Source organism: Neobacillus drentensis (genome assembly GCF_036962765.1).
GTDB lineage: Bacteria > Bacillota > Bacilli > Bacillales > Cytobacillaceae > Neobacillus > Neobacillus drentensis_C.
This window is the reverse complement of the sequence record NZ_JBALOS010000278.1, coordinates 1-313: the sequence shown is the minus strand read 5'-3', so window position 1 is coordinate 313 and position 313 is coordinate 1.

Below are 313 nucleotides of genomic sequence, written 5' to 3'. Positions count from 1 at the left end.
TGGGACAAAAAGTTGAAGCCAACTTTATCGGTGGTGCATACTTACAAATTGATAGTTACCGATCCAACTCCACTCAATACATCAATATGACCGACCCTCCAAATGAGGAGATCGGCTTTTTTTATATAAATTTGTGAATGATATCATTTAAACTATAGGGTGCTTGAGTTAAAGAATACGAGACTACTTAGCAGCCTTATTGATGTTCCACTAACGGAGGAGTTTAGTTTATTAAGAAACTTTAATTTATGTAGTCCCTTATGAATATTAGGTGTTAAAATTAGATGGTATATGTTTACTTATTATCCATTTT